Origin of the sequence: Candidatus Collinsella stercoripullorum, from assembly GCF_027669965.1 — a bacterium.
GTDB lineage: Bacteria > Actinomycetota > Coriobacteriia > Coriobacteriales > Coriobacteriaceae > Collinsella > Collinsella stercoripullorum.
On the sequence record NZ_JAQECM010000044.1, the window covers coordinates 11,919 to 18,956 of the forward strand.

The window sequence follows — 7,038 nt, forward strand, 5'->3', positions numbered from 1 at the left end:
AAAGCGCTCCGTGTCGGGGCATCGAACACGGAGCGCAATGGAGAGAGGGATATGCGAATCGATCAGAGCGCGTCGATGAAGCGCTCCTGCGCCGCGCGGCCGGCTTCGTCCCACTTGAACACGCCGGCGTCGGCGAGGACGTGGCCGAAGACGTCGCTCACGCCGTCGCGGATGATCTGCTCGGCGGTGTCCTCGGCGATGTCGGGGTGCGCCGCCGCGAGCTCGAGCGCCCAGGCGGCGTGCGGGGCGGACAGCGGATCGGCCGCGAGCTCGTCCGCGAGCGCCGCCGTATCGGCGTCCCCCGCATGCGCGAGCAGATGGCCCTTGACCGCGGCGAGCTCGTCCACCAGGCGGGCGGGCAGGATCGCCAGGCCCATGACCTCGATGAGGCCGATGTTCTCCTTCTTGATGTGGTGCCATTCCGCATGGGGGTGGAACACGCCGAGCGGGTGCTCGTCGGTCGCGATGTTGCAGCGCAGGGCGAGGTACAGCACGTACTCGTCGCCGTCCTTGCAGGCGACGGGCGTGATGGTGTTGTGCGCGACGCGCTCGCCGCCCTCCTCGGTCCAGGCGACGACGCCCGCCTCCGCATCGCTGTACCCGCGCCAGACCTCCAGCACGTGCGCGGCGGCGTCGAGCAGCGCCTCGCGGTCGGCGGCGCGCAGGCGCAGCACGCTCATGGGCCAGCGCACGACCTCGCAGGCGACGCCGGCGAAGCCCGGCATGACGAAGGTCTCGGAGGCCGGCGCCTTCATCATGGGGAACACGTGCCGCCCGCCCTGGAAGTGGTCGTGCGACAGGATGGAGCCGCCCACGATGGGCAGGTCGGCGTTGGAGCCGATGAAGTAGTGCCCGAACAGGTCCACGAAATCGAGGAGGCGCCCCATGTTCTGTCGGTCCACGTGCATGAGGCGGTGCTCGGCGCTCATGGCGATGCAGTGCTCGTCGAAGTACGCGTACGGGCTGTACTGCAGGCCCCAGTGCTCGCCGCCCAGCGTGATGGGCAGGATGCGCAGGTTCTGGCGGGCCGGGTGCGCGCCGTGGGCCGCGCCGGCGCCGCGGCCGGGATAGCCCTCGTTCTCCATGCACAGCTGGCAGGCCGGGTAGACCTCGCCCGTCGCCGGGGCGGCTCCCGCGGCGGCGATGGCCTTGGGGTCCTTCTCGGGCTTGGAGAGGTTGATGGTGATCTCGAGCTCGCCCCACTCGGTGGGCGACGTCCAGGCGACGTTTTTGGCGATGGCGGCGCGGCGCACGTAGCGGCTGTCGCAGCTCATCCGGTAGAACCAGTCGGTCGCGGCCTGCGGGCCGCCGGCCGCGTACTCGTCCGCGAAGCGGCGGGCGACCTCGGAGGGGCGCGGCATGAGGACGTTCATCACGCGCGTGGCGATGCGGTCGGCCCCCGACGGGGTGTCCTCCTCGCAGCCGGCGGCGATGCCCGCCGCGGCGATGCGGCCCACCGTGCCCTCGAGGTCGAAGCCCTCCTGCGGGGACACGAAGGCGCTCACCGGGCCGGCCTGCGCGAGGTCGGCGGTCGGGGCGCAGACGTAGGCGTCCGCCAGCAGCTCCGCGGCGTCGGGCGCGGCGGGGCCCTGGGCCCCCACCGCCTCCAGCACCGTGTTGTAGGCCCACATGGCGTCGCCGGGATGCACCAGGCCCGTGCTCACCGCGTACCCGACGAGCTTGCTGACATCGTGCGCCAGCTGCTCCGCGCCGTACGCGGACCCGTTTCCTACAGCCATTGCGCGTACGCCCCCTCGTTGCTGATGCGGTAGCTGCGGCAGTTGCCCTCGCCCAGCCAGCCGTCCATGCCGGCGATGAAGGAGTCGACGCGGTCGAGCGGCACGAAGGCCTGGATGGACCCGCCGAAGCCGCCGCCGTGGATGCGCACGGCGCCCTCGTCGCCCAGCAGGCGCTCCGCCAGCGCCAGGGCCACCATGGCCGGCTGGTCGGTGCCGCCGTTGGCGACGTTCTGCAGGTACATGCCCGAGCTCGCCCCGGAGCGGCGGGTGAGGTCGAGGAAGGTGTCGATGTCTCCCGCGCACAGGGCGTCCCAGCGCTCGACGACGAGGCGGTTCTCGATGTAGTAGTGCAGGGCGCGCAGCACCGCGCGGTCGCCCAGCTTGGCGCGCAGCTCGTTCACGTGGCCGTCGAAGTCCTCGATGGGGACCTCGCACAGGCGCGTGCAGCCGAACTCGGCGGCGACCGACTGCATCTCGCCGGGGACGGCGGCGTAGTCGGCCGTGGACACGGAGTGGTCGGTGCCCATGTAGGCCAGGCACAGCGCGTAGCCCTTGTCGGCGAAGTCGAAGTCGAGCTTCTCGGAGACCGGGTTCGCAGGGTCGGCGAAGTCGATGTGCGCGATGCCGCCGAGGGCCTCGGACAGCTGGTCCATGAGGCCGCAGGGCTTGCCGAAGTAGACGTTCTCGGCGCGCTGCGCCGCCTGCGCCATGGCCGTGGGCGTCACGGGGTCGCCCTCCCACAGGGTCTCCATCACGCGGCCGACCGCCAGCTCGAGCGCGGCGGACGAGGACAGGCCGGAGCCCCCGGGGATATCGCTCGTCATCACCAGGTCGAATCCCTGGGGGGTGCGCCCGGTCAGCCGGAGCTCGTGGGCCATGCCGCGCACGAGGCCCGCGGTGCTCACCTGCTCGGCCACGCGGGGCTCCAGATCGGTCAGGTCGAGCTCGAAGGGCTCGTAGCCGTCGCTGGCCACCCGCACGGTCGAGGTCCCGTTGAGTGCCGCCACGCCCTCGATGGAGACGTCCAGGGCGCCCGCGACCACATGGCCGCCCTCGTGGTCGGTGTGGTTGCCGGCGATCTCGCTGCGCGCGGGCGCGTGGACGTGCGCGAGGGCGCGCCCGCCTCCGTAGAGCGCCTCGAAGCGATCGACGAGTTCGGTGTCGAAGGTACTCATGGTACTCCCCTCTCGATCGGGTGCCGGATGCGCACCCGATGCTCCCCCGGCGCGCGGCATGCCCCCTGCGCGCCGTCAAACCCCCTCCGGTGTTCGGATATGTGAGAGTTTGTGATTGCCTTGGCAAGACTGTAGCACGCGCGGGCGGCGCGGCGGCGGGCGGCTCGGCAAGCGTCCGAACTCTGCGGGCCCCGCGGGCGCCCCCGGTGGGCCGGTTTTTATTTCCATGCCTTCTACCTGCTATTTGTCAAATTCTCCCTTCCGTCGCCGGGGTCTGTGCCCGAACATCCGGCACCGCGTCGCATGTTCATCCGTGCAGAGGGCGTGTACGCGCGCCGCTCGCCGCCGCAAACCGACCGTTCGGCTGTGAGGCGTTCGGATGTGTGCGAACATGTTGAAATACGTTCAAGGAGGTGGGAGATGCTCAAGGCACAGCGACAGGAGCAGATCGTCCGGCGCCTCGCCGAGAACGGCACCGAATCGGTGGGCGACATCGCCCGCGCGCTGGACGTCTCCGAGATGACGATCCGCCGCGACCTGGAGGAGCTCTCCGAGCGCAAGATGGTCGAGCGGGTCTACGGCGGGGCGCGCCTCCCGAGCGGCCTGGCGGCCTCGTTCACGACGAGCGGTATCCCCGTCATGCACGAGTACTCGCATCTGGAGAAGCGTCACCTGCATATGCAGCAGAAGGCCCGCGTGGCCGCGCGCGCCGCGCAGCTCATCCGCGAGGGCGAATCGGTCTTCCTCGGGGCCGGGACCACCGTCGAGCAGATGGTCCCCCATCTCCCTGCCGGGCGCCTGCGCGTGATCACCAACAGCCTCGCCGTCTTCAAGCTGCTCGAGGGGGACCGTTCCCGCGAGCTCTACCTCGTGGGAGGGCTGTTCCGCGAGCGCACCGGCTGCTTCGTCGGCGGCATGGCGGAGGACGCCGTCTCATCGCTCGGCATCGACCGCGCCTTCATCGGCACCAACGGGGTGGCGGGAGGCTCGCTGTTCACCTCCGACATCGACGAGGGCCGCCTGCAGCGCCTCGCCTTCGACCGCGCGCGGGAGCGCTACGCCGTCGCCGACGCGAGCAAGGCGGGCCGCCGCGACTTCTACGCCTTCTACCGGCTCCGCGACCTGACGGCCCTCATCTGCGACGACGGGCTCGAGGCTGAACGGCGCGCCGAGGTGGGGCGCGACACGGGGCTCATCTGCGCCTGACCGCATCCCGGTGCGGCCGACGGCCTCACCCGATGCTCGGCACCAGGAAGGGCTCGCGCTCGCGCAGGTCGCCGTCGGGGATCTCGATGACCTGCGAGCCGAACGCGTTGACGATGCGCGTCCCGCAGGGATGGGTCCTCGCGCGGGCGATGCGGCCGTAGTTCAGGTGCACGTGGCCGTGAAGCATGTAGAGCGGCCTCAGCTTGTCCACGTAGTACGAGAACGACTCGAACCCCCGGTGCGGCAGGTCCTCCAGATCCCCGTACCCCCGGGCGGGCGCATGCGTCACCAGCAGGTCCAAGCCGCCCGTCGCCCGCGCGAGCAGGGCCAGCTTGCCGATCCTCAGGCGCATCTGCTGCTCGGTGAACCCGAAGCTGCGGTCGCTGTACCGCATGGATCCCCCCAGGCCCATGATGCGCAGGCCGCGGAAATCGCAGAGCCGCCCCTCGATGGAGACGCATCCCTGCGGCGGATGCTCCAGGTAGCCCGCATCGTGGTTCCCCCACACGTACGCGAGCGGGACGTTGAGCAGCGTCTCGATATGCTCGAGATAGCGCGCCGGCAGGTCCCCGCACGACACGACCAGGTCGATGTCGCCCAGCCGCTCGCGGCACGAGCGGCTCGTGAGCCACGGCTCCTCCTCATCCGAGACGGCGAGGATCCTCATCGCTTGGCCTCGCGCCGGGCGGCCGCCGTCGGGTCGAGCGGGATGACGCCGCTCACCGTCACCTCGTCGAGCGCGCGCTCGGAGAGCTCCCGCTCCACCGGCAGGCGCCCCACGACGTTCTCGTTCAGCCACGCCATCCGCGCGATGGCATCGCTCGCGAGGCGCCCCGACCCCTCGGGTTGGACGAGCCCCCGCTGGCTCTTGAGCTCCCCGGAGAAGGGATGCAGCTGCCCGCCCAGCAGGCCCTGCCGGAACAGCTCCACCAGCGCCCGCTGGCGCGCGGGCACCGCCGCGTCCACGCGGACGTCCATCACCCCCGACGTGAGGCCCCACCAGTAGTTGAGGGCCCTCCCGCGCAGCTCGTCGCCCTCGCGGCGCCACGAGTCGTCGCGGATCGACTGGACGATGCGCTGGTAGAACCGTCCCCACTCCCACACCGGCTCGGCGAGGTGCACGTGGGTCCCGTCGTGCTCGACGAGGTAGAGCCCCCACGGCTGGGAGGGGTCGGCGGGGTCGGAGACGTCGCGCGCGCAGACGATCCGCACCTCGCTCTCGGCGAGCTCGCGCCGCCAATCGTAATCCTTCGAGGCGTACCACTTGAGGTAGACCGTCGAATGGGGGTCGACCGTCTGCGCGCCGATGGCGAAGGCGTTGATGCCCGCCACCGTCCCGAAGACCGGCGAGTCGGCGACGTACCCCACGCGGTGGTTGTCCGAAAGGCTCGCCGCCAGCACCCCCAGCAGGAACTTGACCTCGTAGGTCTTGGTGGCGAAGGTCCTGACCGCGCTGTGCGAGAGGCTCACCGAGCAGTTCATGACCTTGAGCCCGGGATGGGCGAGCGCGGCGCGCAGCGCCTGGCGCATCTGCGTGGGCACGTTGGTGACGACGAGGTCGTCGCCCCCCGCGACCGCCTCCTCGACGGCGCGGTCGAAGGCCTCGTCGGAGCGGCGGTCGTAGAAGGCGCGGGTCTCCACCGTCTCCCCGCAGAGCTCCTCGAGGTCGCGCCGGCCGCGCTCGTGGGCCGCCGCCCAGCCCGACGTCGCGGGGCCCCGCTCGTACACGAAGGCGATCCTCAGGGGCTTGGTGACGGGCAGCACCTTCTTGGCCAGGCCCTTGAGGTCCGGGATGAGCTTGGCGCGGGACGGGGCGCCGGGCGTCTCGAGATACGCGATCGGCTCGCGGCTGGCGGCCACGCGCAGCTCGCCCCAGATCCGCGAGAGCCGTTCGGAGATCTCCGTCGGAGAGCCGCAGACGGCGAGCTCGTAGCCGTAGAGCTTGAGGTAGGTCAGGAAGGCGTCCCCCGCGGCGATGCCGAGCGAGCCCCCGTCGCGCCGCCCGAACGCCTCGGCGAAGCTCCCGTAGGCGGAGCGCAGCGAGCGCACCGCGTCCTCGGGCCACGGCGTCTCGAGGTCGAATCCGGCGAACGCCGCCAGCCGCTCGTAGGACCCCTCCTCGCTGAACACGATGCCGTAGACGGGGCAGACGGCGAAGAACCGGAGGAACTCGCGGTACACGCGCATCTCCTTGGTGTCGGCCGGCATGGGGAGCACGCGCGTGACGTTCGCCACGATGGTCGGCATGCCCACGAACCGCGCCACCGAGACCCGCTTGTTGCCCTCCTGCACGTAGAAGCGCTGCAGGTACTCGTAGACGATGATGGGCTCGCGGATCCCTTCGTCGCGCTGGGAGTCCGCGAGCGCGCTCCACTTGGCGGCGAACTCCGACCCCTCCTCGAGCAGGGGCATGAACCCGCGCGAGAAGGAGTTCTGCCGGCCGCGGGTACGGGTCCCCGCGATGAGCCCCATGTCGATGTCCATGACGCCTAGCGGGACCTCGCCCTGGTACCCCCCGTCCTTCAGGATGTCGGAGAGCGCGACCGGGTACGGGTAGCGCCCGGCGGAGACATCTTCCTGAACCTGCTTGGCGCCGATCTTCCTCGCCTTGCGGTAGTCCTCGATCATGCACGCTCCCCTCCCCGCGATGGCCGGCGTCACCCGCCGCGCCGCACGCACCATTATCCACCGCCGAGGAGACGACGGCGCGCGGCGCGGGCCCGCGAGGGGTAAATCGGTGGCAGCGCATGCGCCTCGCATGGAGAAATGCGAGGCGCCCCGCGGGGCGCGGCTGCGGAAGGGCGCGCATGGGGCGGAACATGCGGCCCGGCGCGCCCCCACCGCGGCCGATGGCCGCGGGACGCCCTGCGCGGGAGGCGGACCCTACGCGGCGGGCACGCGGCGGGCGCGCGAGAGCA

5 protein-coding genes are annotated in these 7,038 nt (G+C 71.3%); 1 reads left to right on the top strand and 4 read right to left on the bottom strand.

Features of this window, described 5'->3' with window-relative positions:
* Nucleotides 1-62 precede the first annotated feature (62 nt).
* Nucleotides 63-1,739: a UDP-glucose--hexose-1-phosphate uridylyltransferase gene (locus PHA29_RS08360; protein WP_270849159.1), complete on the bottom strand. Its 1,677-nt coding sequence runs from the start codon at nt 1,737-1,739 to the stop codon at nt 63-65.
* Nucleotides 1,730-2,914 carry a galactokinase gene (locus PHA29_RS08365; protein WP_270849160.1) on the bottom strand — a complete coding sequence of 395 codons (1,185 nt, stop codon included), beginning with the start codon at nt 2,912-2,914 and terminating at the stop codon, nt 1,730-1,732. The genes PHA29_RS08360 and PHA29_RS08365 overlap by 10 nt, the downstream gene beginning before the upstream one ends.
* Before the next feature lie 420 nt (nt 2,915-3,334).
* On the opposite strand from PHA29_RS08365, the gene PHA29_RS08370 reads away from it, so the two are divergent.
* On the top strand, nt 3,335-4,120 hold the full coding sequence (locus PHA29_RS08370; RefSeq protein ID WP_270574039.1) for a DeoR/GlpR family DNA-binding transcription regulator: 786 nt from the start codon (nt 3,335-3,337) through the stop codon (nt 4,118-4,120).
* Between the two features lie 25 nt (nt 4,121-4,145).
* Here the strand turns inward: PHA29_RS08370 and PHA29_RS08375 are convergent, their stop codons facing one another.
* Nucleotides 4,146-4,787 carry a metallophosphoesterase family protein gene (locus tag PHA29_RS08375; protein ID WP_270405303.1) on the bottom strand — a complete coding sequence of 214 codons (642 nt, stop codon included), beginning with the start codon at nt 4,785-4,787 and terminating at the stop codon, nt 4,146-4,148.
* A complete protein-coding gene (locus PHA29_RS08380) occupies nt 4,784-6,748 on the bottom strand; it encodes a BMP family ABC transporter substrate-binding protein (protein ID WP_270849161.1) in 1,965 nt (654 codons plus the stop codon). The genes PHA29_RS08375 and PHA29_RS08380 overlap by 4 nt, the downstream gene beginning before the upstream one ends.
* Nucleotides 6,749-7,038: the final 290 nt, after the last annotated feature.

Bases quoted from the DNA above. Each gene is read 5' to 3' on its own strand.
- PHA29_RS08360 (WP_270849159.1), bottom strand. From the start codon at position 1,739: ATGGCTGTAGGAAACGGGTCCGCGTACGGCGCGGAGCAGCTGGCGCAC.
- PHA29_RS08365 (WP_270849160.1), bottom strand. From the start codon at position 2,914: ATGAGTACCTTCGACACCGAACTCGTCGATCGCTTCGAGGCGCTCTAC.
- PHA29_RS08370 (WP_270574039.1), top strand. From the start codon at position 3,335: ATGCTCAAGGCACAGCGACAGGAGCAGATCGTCCGGCGCCTCGCCGAG.
- PHA29_RS08375 (WP_270405303.1), bottom strand. From the start codon at position 4,787: ATGAGGATCCTCGCCGTCTCGGATGAGGAGGAGCCGTGGCTCACGAGC.
- PHA29_RS08380 (WP_270849161.1), bottom strand. From the start codon at position 6,748: ATGATCGAGGACTACCGCAAGGCGAGGAAGATCGGCGCCAAGCAGGTT.